Annotated in this window: 14 protein-coding genes; 5 read left to right on the top strand and 9 right to left on the bottom strand. The window is 38.5% G+C overall.

Annotation, left to right across the window (positions count from 1 at the left end; all coding sequences use genetic code 11):
- Positions 1-133 precede the first annotated feature (133 nt).
- The 4 genes from SAE01_RS10390 to SAE01_RS10375 form a co-directional block, all read right to left on the bottom strand.
- Complete coding sequence (locus tag SAE01_RS10390) at positions 134-436, bottom strand: Dabb family protein (protein WP_147203697.1); 303 nt, start codon at positions 434-436, stop codon at positions 134-136.
- 10 nt (positions 437-446) lie between these two features.
- Positions 447-776, bottom strand: coding sequence for an MmcQ/YjbR family DNA-binding protein (locus tag SAE01_RS10385; protein WP_147203696.1), 330 nt, complete (start codon positions 774-776; stop codon positions 447-449).
- A gap of 3 nt (positions 777-779) precedes the next feature.
- Complete coding sequence (locus SAE01_RS10380; RefSeq protein ID WP_147203695.1) at positions 780-1,286, bottom strand: DUF2480 family protein; 507 nt, start codon at positions 1,284-1,286, stop codon at positions 780-782.
- Positions 1,287-1,594: 308 nt separating this feature from the next.
- On the bottom strand, positions 1,595-3,715 hold the full coding sequence (locus SAE01_RS10375; RefSeq protein ID WP_147203694.1) for a peptidylprolyl isomerase: 2,121 nt from the start codon (positions 3,713-3,715) through the stop codon (positions 1,595-1,597).
- A gap of 572 nt (positions 3,716-4,287) precedes the next feature.
- Between SAE01_RS10375 and nadA the strand changes: the two genes are divergently transcribed.
- Positions 4,288-5,295 (top strand): quinolinate synthase NadA, encoded by a 1,008-nt coding sequence (nadA, locus tag SAE01_RS10370; RefSeq protein ID WP_147203693.1) that lies wholly within the window; start codon positions 4,288-4,290, stop codon positions 5,293-5,295.
- Between the two features lie 91 nt (positions 5,296-5,386).
- On the opposite strand, the gene SAE01_RS10365 is transcribed toward nadA, so the two are convergent.
- Together SAE01_RS10365 and SAE01_RS10360 are read right to left on the bottom strand one after the other, a co-directional pair.
- The gene (locus SAE01_RS10365) at positions 5,387-6,376 is read right to left on the bottom strand and encodes an MBL fold metallo-hydrolase (protein WP_246113204.1); all 990 of its coding nucleotides are present in this window, start codon (positions 6,374-6,376) and stop codon (positions 5,387-5,389) included.
- Between the two features lie 107 nt (positions 6,377-6,483).
- On the bottom strand, positions 6,484-6,867 hold the full coding sequence (locus tag SAE01_RS10360) for an SPW repeat domain-containing protein (RefSeq protein WP_147203692.1): 384 nt from the start codon (positions 6,865-6,867) through the stop codon (positions 6,484-6,486).
- 220 nt (positions 6,868-7,087) lie between these two features.
- On the opposite strand from SAE01_RS10360, the gene SAE01_RS10355 reads away from it, so the two are divergent.
- Complete coding sequence (locus tag SAE01_RS10355) at positions 7,088-7,675, top strand: hypothetical protein (protein ID WP_147203691.1); 588 nt, start codon at positions 7,088-7,090, stop codon at positions 7,673-7,675.
- A gap of 18 nt (positions 7,676-7,693) precedes the next feature.
- Here the strand turns inward: SAE01_RS10355 and SAE01_RS10350 are convergent, their stop codons facing one another.
- From SAE01_RS10350 to SAE01_RS10340, 3 genes are all read right to left on the bottom strand, one after another.
- Positions 7,694-8,389 carry a peptidase associated/transthyretin-like domain-containing protein gene (locus SAE01_RS10350; RefSeq protein ID WP_147203690.1) on the bottom strand — a complete coding sequence of 232 codons (696 nt, stop codon included), beginning with the start codon at positions 8,387-8,389 and terminating at the stop codon, positions 7,694-7,696.
- A gap of 252 nt (positions 8,390-8,641) precedes the next feature.
- Entirely contained in the window at positions 8,642-9,727 is a 1,086-nt protein-coding gene (locus tag SAE01_RS10345; RefSeq protein ID WP_147203689.1) for a mannose-1-phosphate guanylyltransferase, read from the bottom strand.
- 36 nt (positions 9,728-9,763) lie between these two features.
- Complete coding sequence (locus SAE01_RS10340) at positions 9,764-10,729, bottom strand: KpsF/GutQ family sugar-phosphate isomerase (protein ID WP_147203688.1); 966 nt, start codon at positions 10,727-10,729, stop codon at positions 9,764-9,766.
- Positions 10,730-11,006: 277 nt separating this feature from the next.
- Here SAE01_RS10340 and recQ point away from each other — a divergent pair, with 277 nt between their 5' ends.
- The 3 genes from recQ to SAE01_RS10325 all read left to right on the top strand — a co-directional run bounded on the left by recQ (position 11,007) and on the right by SAE01_RS10325 (position 14,981).
- The gene (gene recQ, locus SAE01_RS10335; protein ID WP_147203687.1) at positions 11,007-13,307 is read left to right on the top strand and encodes a DNA helicase RecQ; all 2,301 of its coding nucleotides are present in this window, start codon (positions 11,007-11,009) and stop codon (positions 13,305-13,307) included.
- A gap of 344 nt (positions 13,308-13,651) precedes the next feature.
- Complete coding sequence (locus SAE01_RS10330; protein WP_147203686.1) at positions 13,652-13,888, top strand: T9SS type A sorting domain-containing protein; 237 nt, start codon at positions 13,652-13,654, stop codon at positions 13,886-13,888.
- 148 nt (positions 13,889-14,036) lie between these two features.
- On the top strand, positions 14,037-14,981 hold the full coding sequence (locus SAE01_RS10325) for an isopenicillin N synthase family dioxygenase (RefSeq protein ID WP_147203685.1): 945 nt from the start codon (positions 14,037-14,039) through the stop codon (positions 14,979-14,981).
- The last annotated feature ends 69 nt before the right edge of the window (positions 14,982-15,050 follow it).

Here is a 15,050-nt window from a genome sequence, read left to right as displayed (position 1 = left end):
TAATTCAAGCAGCATGACGACCAATTTTTGGTATGCATATTCAAAACAAAGGTGATTAATCTTGGATTAATCACCTTTGAACTTATACTATTGACTTTTTAAAGAGATATTTTGAAAATTGCAGTAATCTGGACTAAATGGTTTCGGAGTCATAAATCAACACCTTATCCCAAAAGGTAGAGCAGGTTTCAACAAATTTAAGGTGAGTGGGATCTACCTGATATTGGTCGTGTTTCTCCATGCTTTCGAAGGCAAGCAATAAAGAATAAGAATACGATCTGTCAATCACAGGGCGGTCGGTAGAAGCAGGCTTTCCTACATCTCCGATTTTTACGTGTGAAATACCGGGTAAAGTTTTAACTGTCTCTTCAAATTTTTGAATTTCTGCAGATCCCAGGTCTGGTTTGAGCCAAAAGTAAACGTGGTGTATAAACATATGTGTTGATTTATTTTTTCTTTCCTTTTATTACCAATTCGTAAGAATGATCAATAAATTCTTTTAACTGTTGAGTTGACAAAGAACCGTCTATAATTACAGTGTTCCATAATTTTTTGTTCATATGGTACCCTGGTAATATCGATGGATATTGTTCCCTTAACTCAATGGCCTTTTCCGGGTCGCACTTTACGTTGAACTGCAAAGGTTGTTGATCTATTGACGCAAGTAGAAACATCTTACCATTTACCTTAAAAACCAAGTTGTCCGGTCCAAAGGGAAAACATTCTTCGACCGCCGGTTTTGCTAAGCAGTAGTCGCGAAGCAGCTCAATATCCATCTGTTATTTTCTTTTAAAGATAGGAACGGTACTGCAAGGCTCCCCATACATAATGCTTTTCACATACGGACGGAGTTTGTTCGTAATCTCCACATAAGCTGCCTCCGGAATGGCAACATCTCCGCATCCTTTTACAACCACTCTCTTATCAGTATACTCTTCACCTTTTATTGTTGCAAGATTTCTTAATAACAAGGTTTTGAGAATATCTTTTTCTTCACCATAAACAACTTCTTTGGCAACAGGTTGAAGGTTACTTGCAACAAGCATATATGCCCACATTGGAATAATTGCATCAGCTGAACAAGTAATAGCCACGTTCTTATCCCGGAACTGTTCCCAATCATATGTTTGCAACGCGGCTCTGAAATCTTTTTCTTTTAAGATCAATCCCATGAACAAATGATCTTTCAAATCGAAAACTGCGGTTTCGCCTTTCGGATAATATTCTTCGAGGTCTATAGAGGTAAGTGCACTTTCAGCAACTTTATTAATAATTACATTTTCCATACAAAAACAAAGTTACAAAATAGTATTAGTTACGTAGTGCCGGTTACCCGTTTCTAGTTTCTATATCCGAAATTTTGGGTTTTTGGATATTCGTGCCTAAAACATTCAATCTGTCAGAATTTGAGGCAGTACGTGTACTTCTTTGATCGCTAAAAGTTGAATGAAGAACAACTGTTGAATGGAGCGTCGCAACAAAAGTGACATGCGGAATAAATGCTGGTGAACAAAAATTTAAAAAATCACGGTAGACAAGTGTCAACAAAAAAGCCCCGCCAAAAGGCAGGGCTTCGACTATAAAATTTGAACTACTAATAAAAATCGAACCTGTTGTCTTTTACGTCAGCGGCTTTCTTCAAAGCTTCTACACTTTGGTAACTTGCCATTTGCTTTTGTTGCATCTCCATCTGTTTGCGAAGACCTTCGACATCCATATTGGTATTTGGAAGGGCAGTGATACTTTCTCCCCTGATTACAAAAACACCTGTATTTCCTGCAATTGGCTCACTTACTTTATTCTGCAAGCTTTTGTTGAAAGCAGCTCCGGCTATTTTTGGTTCGTTGCCGATATTAGGAATGAAAGGCTGAGCAAAGCTTACGCTGTCTGCACGAAGCACGCTTACTCCGGCACCCTGTGCTATCTGCTCTATCGTGCTTCCACCTTTGAATTTAGCTGATATAATTTGTTGAGCTTTCTTTTCATTAAGAATAATCGGCTCTGCGGTTGCACGTGCTTTCGCAATACTCATCATACCTTTTTCTGAGGTACCTGTTATAATTGCAACGACATACTTATCGCCTATTTCCTGCGGCTCGCTCACGTCGCCTGTTTTGTTCTCATAAACCCAGCGGACGAACTGGCGGCTTTCGCCTAAAGCTGCCACCTGGTAATCGTTTTGTTTGATTTCAGGGGCAGACAAAACCGTTAGATTTTGTTTTGCAGCATTTTCTTCAAATTGTTTTTTATCGCGGCTGTTCGCAGCGAATTGAGCAGCCAGATTACTTGCACTATTAATTGTTTCCTGGCTTGCTTCGATAGGTTTTGCCAGGTAGGCTACTTTGTAAGCCATCTCCATTCTCTTTTGTTCCAACACCTCGATATAATGGTACCCGCTATATTGAGCGTTTTCTACTTTAACTACTTTCTTATCTCCTATGGTTCCGTAAAACGCAGTTTCTGCGAACTCCTTGCTTAGGTTGGGAAACTGTTGCGATGTAAAGGTGTATTCACCTTTGGTATTCTTGCTACCCTCATCGTCGGAATATTGTAATACAAGTGCATTGAAATCAGCTCCTGAACGTGCTGCATTTGCAATACTGTCAATTTTTGATTTAGCTATGCTATCAGGTAAAGTAGTCTGTCCTTTTTCGCCGGTCTTAATTAGGATGTGTCTTACTTTAACGCTGTCTGGCATCATGCGACGGTCAATCATTTTCGCAAGCGTGTAGTGTGTTCCATCTACATAAGGACCGAAGACTTCTCCATTAGCTAATTTCTTTATGGTGTCCGCGTTTGGAACCATTAATTTAGAACCAAGAACATAGCCGTTGAAATAAGGGTTCTCTGAACCTACCCTCGCTAAATAAGTTTCAGGATCTGCTGCTGCTGCAAATTCACCTTTTAAACCGTTGAGTTGGCTTAACACTTTAGCGCTGTCAGCACTTGAAGCCGAAGCGTTAAAAGTTACATAAGAAACACTGCGACTTGCTTCATCCTGTGCAAAAGCTTCCTTATGTTTATTCATATAATCTCTTACATCGTCGTCCGTTACCTTAATTGAACTATCAGAGATACTTGAATAAGGAACGTTTACATAAGAAAAACGGGCAACTACGTTCTGATCAGCAATTGTACGTTCTGCCATCCACTTTGGTATGTATGAGCTTTCACTTAGTAAAGCCATATACTTTGCACGAAGGGTTTGATTAATAGTTGGAGTGATATAAGCCTCGTTGAACATCTCCATGTTAGGATTGTTCTTTTGCTTCTTTATCTGGGCAAAATATTGTTTAGCCTGGTTTACATCATACATGCCAGTTTTGGGATCGGTAAACTGCTGGCTTAACCACTGGGGCGGGTTTGCGCCAAACAATACATCATTTAATTCTTTTGCTGTAAACTGCAATCCTACTTTCTCATATTCCTGCTTCATTACGACCTCATCGATGGTCTGTTCCCATGCACTGCTAATCAACTGCTCGCGAGGTGGAGCTTGTGCTCCATACATCGCCTGCTGTAGTGTTATTCTTTTCTCGAAATCATTTTTATCAATCTTTTGGCCATTTACCTTACCAACATCTCCGCCTGGGCTACCTACTCCTTTTCCACGGCCTACAAAGGCATCCATTAATATGAAACCAACTAAACTTAGGGCTATCACCGCAATCACCACAGCAGCATACTTGTCCCTGATCTTTTGAATGACCGACATAACTATTATATAACTTTTAAAAGTGGACGGCAAAAATAGGGGAATATATTCTTTGTACAAATGTGGAAAAGTATATAAAAGCCTTATTAGCGCTATCTTTTAAGAAATTGCGGCACAATATTTTTGTGTTAATAACGTTGATCGGAGAAGTTAAAGTGAGATTTCAAAATTATTAATTTCCACAGTCCCTTGTTGAAAACACTAAAATCTGTGGAATTGTTACCTCATTTCCTTTTCCCAAGGTGGATATTTGTCTAGAAACTTCGCTTCGTTTTCTCAATTACTTTTCAACTGCTACCATTTCTGACACTTGTTCTATTTCTTCTAACACGAATTTTTTGCCTAAAAACTCAATTCTTTATCAACGCTCTTTTCAATCCCCATCTGTTAGAAAACTGCCACAATCCTTAATTTTACTATAATATGCATCTGAAAGCAATGTGTATAAGCGTGGATAAACGAGAACTTTTAAATTTGCAAATAATATAAATAAAAGTTATCCCGCTATTCACATCTGTAGTAGTAATAGGTTTATTTATAAATAATGTATTAAAGAATCTAATACAAGAGTTATGAACATAGCTGAAGCCAAAAGTAAAGTCGTAGAAAAGGGCTTTTTAGATATAGAGTTAGACGTGCAAATGGATTTGTTTGCAGAAATCGAAAGATTGAAAAAAGAAAAAAATGCAATCGTTCTTGCCCATTATTATGTGGACGGAGATATACAAGACGTGGCAGATTTTTTAGGTGATAGTTTGGGGTTGGCCCAAAAGGCACAATCAACAAATGCGGATATGATTGTTTTTGCAGGTGTGCATTTTATGGCCGAAACTGCAAAGATCTTGAATCCAACCAAAAAGGTTGTATTGCCTGACCTCAAAGCTGGTTGTTCTCTGGCAGACAGCGCTCCTGCCGGTCTGTTTAAGGCCTTCAAGGAAAAACATCCCGATCACCTGGTGATTAGCTACATCAACTGCACCTCAGATATTAAAGCATTGAGCGATATTATCTGCACCAGTAGTAATGCTGAAGCAATTCTAAATAGTTTACCAAAGGAGCAGAAGATAATTTTCGCTCCGGATAAAAACTTGGGCGGGTATCTTAATAAGAAGACCGGTCGCGATATGTTGCTGTGGAGTGGTGCATGCATGGTGCACCAAATATTTAGTCTTGAAAAAATTACAAAGCTTAAGGTTCGTCATCCTAATGCAAAGGTTATAGCCCACCCTGAATGTGAGGAAGCTGTACTTAGGATTGCAGATTTTGTTGGTAGTACCACGCAACTTCTTAAATACGCAGTTACAGACAAAACTGAGGAATTTATTGTAGCTACAGAAACGGGCATTTTACATCAAATGCAGAAAGATGCCCCTTACAAGACTTTTATTCCGGCACCGCCTAATAACGGTTGTGCTTGCAATGATTGTCCTTATATGAAACTGAATTCTATCGAGAAGTTGTATTTGTGTATGGAGTACGAAACGCCTGAAATTTTAATGGACGAAGAACTGAGGGTGGCAGCAAAAAAACCGATAGACCGTATGCTGGAAATAAGCAGGGCTGCAGGTTTGTTAGGTTAAGCTTTAAATGTTTTTAAAATAAAAATGGCAGTCTTAAAAAGGCTGCCTTTTTCATTTAAACTACTGTGGTTCAGTTTAAACTACAGAAATGCTAATAGTTATATTCCACTTCTAATAGAGCCTCATTCTGTCTGATCCTTTTATTCTTTTTAAATGTTTTCCACATGAAGCCAACGACCAACATGGTAGTAACTGCGAACGCCCTTATAGCTAATTCGTTCTTGTCGTATTTTTTTGGTGGTACATACATTACTCCATTTGCATTTGTTATAGCCGGATTAGGAATATACCTTCCTTGAGCGGGTATTGACTTCTCTTCGAAATCATGCTGCAAATCGTTCAAAGCTTTCTTTAATTCCTTTCCTCGCATTGGCATTCCATGTCCTGTCGCAGCCGTTTTCGGATGAAGGTTGACTAGCTCATCTACAGATTTTTTTGCTGCATCCCAATCACAGGTAAAGTATTTCGGAGGTCCGGAAATAACTTTTGTTTGCAGCATTACGGATATTGCCGATTCTTGTCTTGTTGTAACAAAGGCATCACCAGCAATTAATACGCTATCGCTATCTCTAAAAAGACTGATGTGGCCAGGCGCATGTCCCGGTGTGTGGAGGTCACGCCACTCAGGCAACACAGGAATTTTACCGTCTGACGGTAAAACTCTTAAAAACCTCCAAACGTTAATAGGGCTTTTTGGATACAAGAAGGCCATTCTTGCCATTAAACCACCACCAACTGTAGGATCGGGTGGGGGGTAATCAGAGTGCCCCGTTAGGTAAGGAATTTCCAAGTGATGAGCATACACAGGCACATCCCATTCTTCGGCTAGTTTTATAACTGATCCCACATGATCAAAATGACCGTGAGTTAATATGATTGCTTTCGGCACACTTTCGTTTCCAAACAGGTAGGCGGCCATCTCCTTTATTTTTGGTGCAGACCATTTCAAGCCAGTATCCACCAGCACCCACTGATCTGTTACAAGGTCTTGTACGGTAAAGAAGTTGACGAAGAGATCTTTTCTACCCCATACTCCTGGTGCAACGGTGAAAAGATTAGATGGTACTTGCATAGTTTTCATGTAACGTAAGTATTATTTTCCGTTGTATTGTTTCACAAAAGCATGCCACAGGTATAAAAAAAAGAGGGCCGGAAAGCCCTCTTCGTATTAATTTTCAACTAACTAGACTACACTGCGTGGCTGTGGTTTGCTGTTTTGAAACTTCCAGATGGTGTTGTTTTAGTCACAAGAGATGCTCCGATTTCTAACAGACCTAAAATAAGATGAGGGGTACTCACCCTGTCAGAAAAACCAAAAATCCATGGTGACGCGGCTAGTAAGATTCCCGCCATTAAATCCAGCGTTAGGTGAGTTTTCATTGACAATGTTTTAACAACACCCATTTCATAGTTCGTCATCAGGCTATAGACAAGTGCTCCTGCGCCTACAATTATTGGGATCCATTGTTCTGCTCCACCATTTGCAAAACCAAAAATCCATGGAGAAGCAATCAATAATATCCCCATCAGGTAGTCTAATACTCCGTGTGTTTTCGTGCTTATAACTTTCATATTAAATATTTTTATAGATAACTTATTTTCATAAAGTGTGCCAGCAGAAATTGTTTTAAAAAATGTGGAAGTAATAGTAACAGACATCAATTAAAAATCCCGTCCAAACTACTCCTTAGTATCGGCAGGCAATTGTAATTGTATTAACTGGTGCACAAGGAACAACCGCTAATTCCAATACGGCACATTCTTTTTATATCTTCTTAAAAAACAATTCAATATGTCAATTCAATCTGATCCTAAAGAAACAAATGGTAAACCGCAGCCGGCTACAAATGATCCTGAAGAAGTAATCAATACTCCTGATGAAGTACAGGAATCAAATGACGAGAAAATAGACCAGGATTTTCCCGGTTACCCTCATTATCCTGCTAAAGACGATATTTTAAATCCTGATAATTATACCGAAAGGGTGGATATCGATGTAGAAAATCTTACTCGCTCACATACGATACCTTCAGATCATATAAAGAACATAGAAGGCACTCCTGAATTAGAGCCGGACTTTACTCAGGTTCCGGAAGAAGAAGGGGAGGATATTGAAATGGTTCCGGGAAACGAGGCAGATGTTACTGCCGAAGATCTTGCAATGTTAGGCGATCGAGACCAGGATATGGATATGGATGAAGACGAACAACTGAAAGCAAGGGGATGGCAACCGGTAACGGGAAAAGACTTAGATGTTCCTGACGCAGATATGAATGGCGAAGATGCGTTGGGACAAGGCGATGAGGAAAATAGTTACTACAGTCTTGGAGGAGATAGAATGGAGAATTTGAGAGAGAACGATGACCAGAATAATTTTTAAACAAAAGGGGTTTAACTCTTATGGATATTCTCTTCTAAAAACGGTTTTGTTTATCTTAATTCCAGCTTTGTAATATTTGTAAGCCTCTACTATAAATTGCCCAAATTCAAGATCATTAAATTGTTGGGTCATCTCAAGGGTTGGTCTGAATTCTGCCATGAAACTATCTATCTCGGGAGCATTTAACCCTGTAAGTTTTTTAACTAATCCTTTGTTGAAACGATGACTTATAAATTTCTCCTGCTCTTCACTCACTAGTCTACGCTGAAAGGCAAGTGTTCTTTTATTCTTCCTAAACTTGAACATATTTATAAGCTCGTCCAGATCCACACCAATGCTCGCCATTCCACCCGGGTTTGGGTTCATTGACGAGCTTATTCCAGGCTTTTGAAAATTGAAAATTTTAGCATAATCAGCCCTGTTCTGCAAAGAGTCCAAGCGATAGTTCCTCTGCTTTACAAACACGGAAGGTAATTGCTGCACTTTTCGCATTATTGAAATATCAAACGCACCGGGATTTGCAATAGTTGCAACTGGGTATTTTGGAGTTGGCTTGTTTAAGTAAGAAAAGTAAATGGAGTCTTTTTCACTTACTGTTATAAAGTAGTGCCCAAGTGAGTCAGTTACTGTTCCTTTACCTGAGGTGCTTAAGACACTCACTGACTCTATTGGAGTTTTTTTAGTGATGTCATAGACTGTTCCACTAATTGTCATAATTTGTGATGTACCTATTAGGGGTATAGATAGTATCAGTAAGAATGAATATAAAAATCGAAACAATACAGGCGTTTTATGTTCAATATTACAATAGCCCATAATTCTATCAGGTGAAATAAAATCATTTAACTACATATTGGCAGTTATCAAAGTCAGGAGAGAAATAGATGTCCTTTTTTGAAAATACTATTCAATAAAAAAGCTATCCAAATACTTGAATAGCTTGGTGAAAAAATTATTAAGAGATTTCTATAAATTCTTATCGCCGATGTTTCTTTTAACTTCAGCTACATATTCTTTTATTTCCTGTTCTTTATCTTTTTTACAAATCAGCAATACGTCTTCTGTGTCAACTATGATAAAATCATTCAGACCTTGTAACACAAGTAGTTTGTTGTGAGCGGCTGATATCATACATTGTGTAGAGTCAATCACCATTATCTTGTCGCCTGCAATAGCATTACCGAGATAATCTTTTTCGAGATTATCATATGCGCTGGTCCATGTTCCAAGATCACTCCAACCAAAGCTGCTGGGGATAACATACACGTTATCCGCTTTCTCCATAATAGCGTAGTCAATAGAAACACTCGAACATTGAGGGTACATTCTTTCAATCGCCTGCTTTTCTTCAGGAGTATTTAGCTTATATCTTTCCGAGGCAAAAATATCATGAAGTTCCGGCTCATGCATTTCGAACCTTTTTATGATGACTTCAGCTTTCCATATAAAAATACCTGCGTTCCATAAAAAATCACCACTTGCAAGAAAGGTTTTAGCAAGTTCTAGATTTGGTTTCTCTGTAAACGTTCGGACCTTGAAAATTTGGTCTTCTACAGACGATTCAGTTTCATACTGAATGTATCCGTACCCGGTATTTGGGTAAGTAGGCTTGATGCCAAGTGTTACAAGAGAGTCATTTTTATCAACAAAATCGATAGCCTTTTGGCAAGTTTTTTCAAAGCCTTCAGTATCTAAAATAAGATGGTCTGCTGGTGCAATAATGAGGGTAGCATCAGGATCTTTATTAGATACTTTAAACGATATGTAAGCAATACAAGGAGCTGTATTTTTTCGGCTTGGTTCAGCTACGATATTTTCCTCCGGCATTTGAGGTAATTGCTCCTTTACAATTTCTACATACTCATTAGACGTAACAACAAATATGTTCTCTTTTGGTACAAAGCGTTCGAACCGTTCGAAGGTTTGTTGAATGAGCGTTTTTCCTGTATTTAAAATATCAAGGAATTGTTTCGGATAGCCAACCCTGCTTTTTGGCCAAAATCTACTGCCAATTCCGCCGGCGATAATTGCTACGTAGTGATTTTTATTCATGTTGTATAAAAGGTATAATAACCCATATTTTATTTATTAGACGATTCCTTCTCTTACTAAGTCGTGAAGGTGTAGTATGCCTAAATAATTTTGATTTTTATTAATAACGATTAACTGGCTAATATCATTGCTTCGTAATAATTCAAGTGCATTGACTGCAAGTTCGTCAGCCGAAACTGTCTTTGGTGAACGTGTTAATATGTCCTCAGCTTTAATGTTTGTAAGGTCATCACTTTTCTCGAGCATTCTTCTTAAATCACCATCTGTTATTATTCCAATGATCTCTCCTTGATCTGATACAACTGCTGTTGCACCCAACCTCCCTTTTGTTATTTGAACTATAATCCCTTTTAGATTAGTATCCGGCAAAACAACAGGCTTTGCATTCATCGCGTACAAGTCCTTTACTCTTAAATAAAGCCTTTTCCCCAAGTTGCCACCAGGATGAAATTTAGCGAAATCGGCCCCATTAAATCCAGCTTTTTGCATGAGGCAAACAGCGAGTGCATCACCCATTACTAATTGTGCTGTGGTGCTGCTGGTAGGAGCGAGGTTGTTAGGGCAAGCTTCTTTAGTAACCGTAGTATTAAGGAAATAATGGCAGTTTTTTACCAGGTAAGAATCGCTGTTTCCGCAAATAGCAATAAGGGTGTTTCCGAAGTTTTTTATTAGAGGAACGATAACTTTTATTTCAGGACTTTCACCACTTTTGCTAACGAGCATTACTATATCTTCTTTACCTATCATTCCCAAGTCTCCGTGGATAGCATCTCCGGCATGCATAAATAGACTAGGTGTGCCAGTACTATTTAAAGTAGCTACAATTTTTTGTCCAATTATGGCGCTTTTTCCAACACCACTAATTACCAATCTTCCTTTAGAATTAGAGATGGTTTCTACGGTCTTTTCAAAATCTTCGTTTATAAATTTCGTTAGACCGGCGACAGATTCAGCTTCCAATTCAATTGTACGAATAGCAATATGTAACAACGACTCGTTCATGCGGCGCAAAAGTAGTATTCATTCTGTATTTAATTATAAACTCTTCGGTTACTGGTTTTATCGCTTTTTTAGGGATAGTAGCGCTTTTTTTCTTTCAACTCCAATGCCCTAAACTTTAACAAATGGTCGTTTTAATAACAGGGCGCTTATACTAACTTCGCTACCCTTGTGAAAAAAATAACGCGCAACTTATTTTACCAGCAAGACTCAATATTCTTCTATTATCTAATGAAAGACTTTTAAAACTGGCCTGAGAGGGTGAACTGAAATAAAGAAAATGGCAACTAAAACAACTTCTACTACAACTACCGAAAAAAAAATAAGTGTAAAAAAGAAAAAGAGTGTGATAATTGGTCCTAGTGAAACACAACACTCTTACGACATTCATAAAAGTCTGCTTGACCATTTTGGTTTCGATAAATTCAAAGGCACCCAAGAACAAGCAATTAATAGTTTATTAGATGGAAAGGACACTTTTGTTATTATGCCTACCGGCGGCGGCAAAAGTTTGTGTTACCAGCTCCCCGCTCTTATTATGGAAGGGTGCGCAATTATTGTAAGTCCTTTAATTGCTCTAATGAAAAACCAGGTAGACCTGGTGAGAGGTTATAGCGAAAAGGATAACGTCGCTCACTTCTTAAACTCATCTCTTACAAAAGCTCAACAGCGCGAGGTGAAATCTGATTTGGTAGATGGTAAAACAAAGCTTCTTTACGTTGCACCAGAAACACTCACTAAACAGGAAAACCTTGATTTTTTCAGCGATCTGAAAATTTCTTTTTTTGCTGTTGACGAGGCACATTGTATTTCAGAATGGGGCCATGATTTTCGTCCCGAATATCGTCGTTTAAAGGAGATGATGTCTGCTATCAATCCTGATGTTGCGATGATTGCTTTAACAGCTACTGCCACACCAAAGGTGCAAAGCGATATTTTAAAGAATCTTGGTCTAAGAAATCCTACTATTTATATCTCTTCTTTTAATAGGGAGAACTTGTATTACGAAATTCAACCCAAGATAAAGAAGGATCAAACTATAAAAAACATTGTTCGTTTTATCTCTCAGAACAATGGCAAAAGCGGTATTATCTACACTTTAAACCGTAAAACAACAGAGGAGCTTGCTGAAATACTGGTAGCAAATAAGATAAAGGCTGTTGCTTATCATGCAGGTCTTGATCCTAAGCTTAGAGCAGAAAGGCAAGACAAGTTTCTTAAAGAAGATACTCAAGTTATTGTTGCCACCATTGCATTTGGAATGGGCATCGACAAGCCTGATATTCGATTCGTTATTCACTATAATATTCCTAAGAGCATTGAAAACTATTACCAGGAAACCGGACGTGCCGGACGTGATGGTTTAGAAGGAAAATGCATACTTTATTATTCCCATAAAGATGTCTCTAAGCTAGAACATCTCATGAGAGATAAACCTCTTAGCGAAAGGGAAGTAGGGGCACAATTAATTAATGAGACGGTAAGTTTTGCGGAAAGCAGCGTTTGTCGCCGCAAGATTTTGCTTCATTACTTTGGGGAGAACTGGGATACAAATCAATGCGCTGCCACAGGTGGTTGCGATAACTGTACTCCGAAAGAAAAAATTGAGGCCAAGGATAATGTGGTCAAAGTATTGAAGGCAGTGAAAGCATTGGACCAGCGTTTTACTATTGATTATGTGGTAAATGTATTAATGGGAAAACTTACCCCTCAAATACAGATGTATAGGCATAATGAACTCCCTGTGTATGGCATTGGTAAAGACGAGGATGAACACTATTGGAACAGCCTTATTCGTCAAATGCTCCTGTCAAACTTTTTAGTTAAGGATATTGAGGAGTATGGTTTACTGAAGTTTACGCCTACGTCTGAAGCATTCTTAAAAAAGCCTACAAGCTTTGGTATTGTCTTGAACAATAAATTTGAGGATGCGAATTCAGAGGATGATGAGGAATCAGATACTCCCGCGCCTACTGTTGGAATAGCTGCCGACGAGAAGTTATTTGAAATGTTGAAGGATCTTCGGCAAAAGGAAGCAAAGAAGAAAGGGCTTCCACCGTTTGTCCTTTTCCTTGAAAACTCTTTGCAGGATATGGCGACTATGTATCCTACTACTTTGAAGGAGTTGGAAAAGTGCCAGGGAGTAAGTGTTGGAAAAGCTCTTAAGTACGGAAGACCTTTTGTTGAGCTTATAGCAAAACACGTTGAAGAAAATGAAATAGAAAAGCCGGATGATTTTGTGATGAAGAGTGTTGCTAACAAGAGCAGCAACAAGATATTTATTATTCAAAACGTGGATAAAAAAATTCCGCTCGAGGATATTGCAAAAAACAAGTCGTTGAAGTTGGATGTGTTATTGGAAGAAATGGAAACAATCGTAGCAAGTGGAACAAAGCTTAATTTAAGCTACGCTATCGATGACATGTTAGATGAAGATGAGCAGGATGAAATCATAGATTACTTTAGAAGTTGTGAAACTTCATCTTTAGAAGTTGCACAGGAAGAACTAGCTGATAGTGGGTATGATTGGGAGCAGTTGAAGATCATGCGGATCAAATTCTTAAGCGAATACGGAAATTAGTTTTTCAATGAAAAGTAAAGACCCACTACAAAAAGTAGTGGGTCTTTTGTTTATATAGCCCGAGAAGATAAAATAACATCTCTTCTAATTGTCCCCAATTCTGTGGCCTTTAATGCTTCAGCCCTTTTACAAAGTGTTTGAAACAATAAGAACAAAATTAAAAGTTCTGGGAATTCGCTAGAGGAAATACAGTAAAACTGCAGTTCTATTGATATCATGTCAAATTTTTGCGGTGTAGAATTAGAATTTGTATGATTAGCGAGACAGATAGAAGTGTGGAAATTAGCAGATGGCCTATAAATTGTTCACATCTATATAGTTAGTACAATTTAAACGCTTGTTATATGGAACCTACTCTAGATTCATTAGGATACTTGAATGTTGTGGCGAATAATATCGGCAAGCTTACTTTGAAGGTTTTTGATACTAAAGGCTTAATTGCCAAAAAAATCTGTAGGGATATTATGACAGGCGTGCAAAAGCTTGATTTAAACATCAATGACTTGTCAGACGGTACTTATATCTTAAACGCTTTTCATGGGGATGTGTTCCTTAAGTCTTTTAAATTTGTTAAGCAGTAATTTTCTAAATCTCTATATCAAACCCGCTCTTGCGGGTTTTTTTGTTGAATAGAACTAACAATTGGGATTTTTCTCCACTGCTTTCATTTAACTAAATAAGTTTAGTAATTTTTCACTTAGTTCTAAATACCTGATTAATAATATTATTATGTCTATTCCTGTAGTTGACCTCGCTGACTTTTTAAGTGGGGATCCTGTATTGAAATCTGCTTTTGTTGAAAGGCTCGGTAAGGCCTATGAGGAAGTTGGGTTTGTTGCTCTCAAGAACCACGGTGTTCCCGATGAACTGATTGCTCACATTTATGAATACGTTCAACAGTTCTTTTCATTGCCTCTCGAGCAAAAGTTGAAATACGAGATTCCAGGACTAGCAGGGCAAAGAGGATATACAAGTTTCGGACGCGAGCATGCAAAGGGAAGTGAAGCGCCCGATTTAAAAGAGTTTTTTCAATATGGTCAGAATGTTGAGGATGGCGACCCAATAAAATCAGAATATCCTGAAAACGTGAAAGTCGCAGAGGTTGAGAACTTCAACGAAACCCTTTACCAGGCATACAAAAGTTTTGAAAAGAGCGGGACAGCCATGTTACAAGCAATAGCCCTTTACCTCGGTCTGGACGAACATTATTTTGATGATTATGTGCACAATGGAAATAGCATTCTTCGTTGTATACACTACCCTCCGATTACCGTTGAGCCAAAAAGTGCTATTCGGGCAGAGCAGCATGAAGACATCAACCTTATTACTCTGCTAGTAGGAGCCAGTGCTGATGGTCTTGAAATACTAACTAAGCAAAATGAATGGGTTGGAGTAACTTCTTTGCCAGAACAAATTGTTGTGAACGTTGGCGACATGCTTCAACGGTTCACTAATAACAAATTAAGAAGCACTACACATAGGGTTGTTAATCCGAAAAGGGAGCATTGGCATACTTCACGCTTTTCCATGCCCTTTTTTCTACATCCCAAAAGTAGTATGAGTCTCGCGTGTTTAGAAAGTTGCATTGATGAGGCCCATCCCAAGGCTTACCCCGAAGCTACCGCAGGAGATTATTTGGATGAACGGTTGCGAGAAATAGGCTTGAAAAAGTAGGTCGATCTTTCATCCTTCAATCGGGCACCATCAGTTGCGTCTAATACGACATATACCCTTCCTTAAAAC

Source organism: Segetibacter aerophilus (assembly GCF_007991655.1).
Lineage (GTDB): Bacteria > Bacteroidota > Bacteroidia > Chitinophagales > Chitinophagaceae > Segetibacter > Segetibacter aerophilus.
Note: the sequence above shows the minus strand (reverse complement) of the source record. Positions and strands in the feature narration are given on the sequence as shown.

What these genes read in the sequence shown, in the direction of transcription:
- SAE01_RS10390 (WP_147203697.1), bottom strand. Translation starts at nt 436, where the DNA reads ATGTTTATACACCACGTTTACTTTTGGCTCAAACCAGACCTGGGATCT.
- SAE01_RS10385 (WP_147203696.1), bottom strand. Translation starts at nt 776, where the DNA reads ATGGATATTGAGCTGCTTCGCGACTACTGCTTAGCAAAACCGGCGGTC.
- SAE01_RS10380 (WP_147203695.1), bottom strand. Translation starts at nt 1,286, where the DNA reads ATGGAAAATGTAATTATTAATAAAGTTGCTGAAAGTGCACTTACCTCT.
- SAE01_RS10375 (WP_147203694.1), bottom strand. Translation starts at nt 3,715, where the DNA reads ATGTCGGTCATTCAAAAGATCAGGGACAAGTATGCTGCTGTGGTGATT.
- nadA (WP_147203693.1), top strand. Translation starts at nt 4,288, where the DNA reads ATGAACATAGCTGAAGCCAAAAGTAAAGTCGTAGAAAAGGGCTTTTTA.
- SAE01_RS10365 (WP_246113204.1), bottom strand. Translation starts at nt 6,376, where the DNA reads ATGAAAACTATGCAAGTACCATCTAATCTTTTCACCGTTGCACCAGGA.
- SAE01_RS10360 (WP_147203692.1), bottom strand. Translation starts at nt 6,867, where the DNA reads ATGAAAGTTATAAGCACGAAAACACACGGAGTATTAGACTACCTGATG.
- SAE01_RS10355 (WP_147203691.1), top strand. Translation starts at nt 7,088, where the DNA reads ATGTCAATTCAATCTGATCCTAAAGAAACAAATGGTAAACCGCAGCCG.
- SAE01_RS10350 (WP_147203690.1), bottom strand. Translation starts at nt 8,389, where the DNA reads ATGACAATTAGTGGAACAGTCTATGACATCACTAAAAAAACTCCAATA.
- SAE01_RS10345 (WP_147203689.1), bottom strand. Translation starts at nt 9,727, where the DNA reads ATGAATAAAAATCACTACGTAGCAATTATCGCCGGCGGAATTGGCAGT.
- SAE01_RS10340 (WP_147203688.1), bottom strand. Translation starts at nt 10,729, where the DNA reads ATGAACGAGTCGTTGTTACATATTGCTATTCGTACAATTGAATTGGAA.
- recQ (WP_147203687.1), top strand. Translation starts at nt 11,007, where the DNA reads ATGGCAACTAAAACAACTTCTACTACAACTACCGAAAAAAAAATAAGT.
- SAE01_RS10330 (WP_147203686.1), top strand. Translation starts at nt 13,652, where the DNA reads ATGGAACCTACTCTAGATTCATTAGGATACTTGAATGTTGTGGCGAAT.
- SAE01_RS10325 (WP_147203685.1), top strand. Translation starts at nt 14,037, where the DNA reads ATGTCTATTCCTGTAGTTGACCTCGCTGACTTTTTAAGTGGGGATCCT.